The sequence below is a fragment of the Verminephrobacter aporrectodeae subsp. tuberculatae At4 genome (assembly GCF_000193225.1).
Classification (GTDB): Bacteria; Pseudomonadota; Gammaproteobacteria; order Burkholderiales; family Burkholderiaceae_C; genus Acidovorax; species Acidovorax aporrectodeae.
This window is the reverse complement of record NZ_AFAL01000635.1, coordinates 1-439: the sequence shown is the minus strand read 5'-3', so window position 1 is coordinate 439 and position 439 is coordinate 1. Positions and strand designations below refer to the sequence as shown.

Below are 439 nucleotides of genomic sequence, written 5' to 3'. Positions count from 1 at the left end.
CGTATCATAACGTGACAAACGGTGAGCTTTATGCCGATCGGGTAAGCCGCTTCGGCGGCAAGCGTCCCGCAGTGGAATCAACGGGGAAGGGTCCCGGCAGGCTGGTCCCAAGACCGTCAGAGCCTGCCGTGCGCCCCATCCGGTGCTTGTCCGGTGCTGGGGCCGTTGGCATTGCCATCGGCGATCGGGAAGTCCAGCCGCGGCCGCCTTCGTTCACCATCTCTTTCAGAACCAGAACCCGTCATGCGCCATGTCCGACGCCTGGCCCACGATGGACAGCGGCATCTGCGCTGCGGCGCCGGGCGCGCTGATGCTGCCGTTGGCCTGGCCGTCGGCGTCGAACGCTCCGCCGTCGGTGATCGTGAAGTCCAGCCGCAGCCGCCCGCCTTCGTCCACCATCTTGCCGCCGTAAGGGCTGCTCGCCAGGTTCACCCAGGTG

At 66.7% G+C, this 439-nt stretch carries 1 protein-coding gene; it reads right to left on the bottom strand.

Going from position 1 to position 439, the window contains the following annotated elements:
- Positions 1-225 precede the first annotated feature (225 nt).
- Positions 226-439, bottom strand: a 214-nt coding sequence (locus VTU_RS28500) for a choice-of-anchor U domain-containing protein (protein ID WP_010107217.1), incomplete at its 5' end; no start/stop codon positions are given.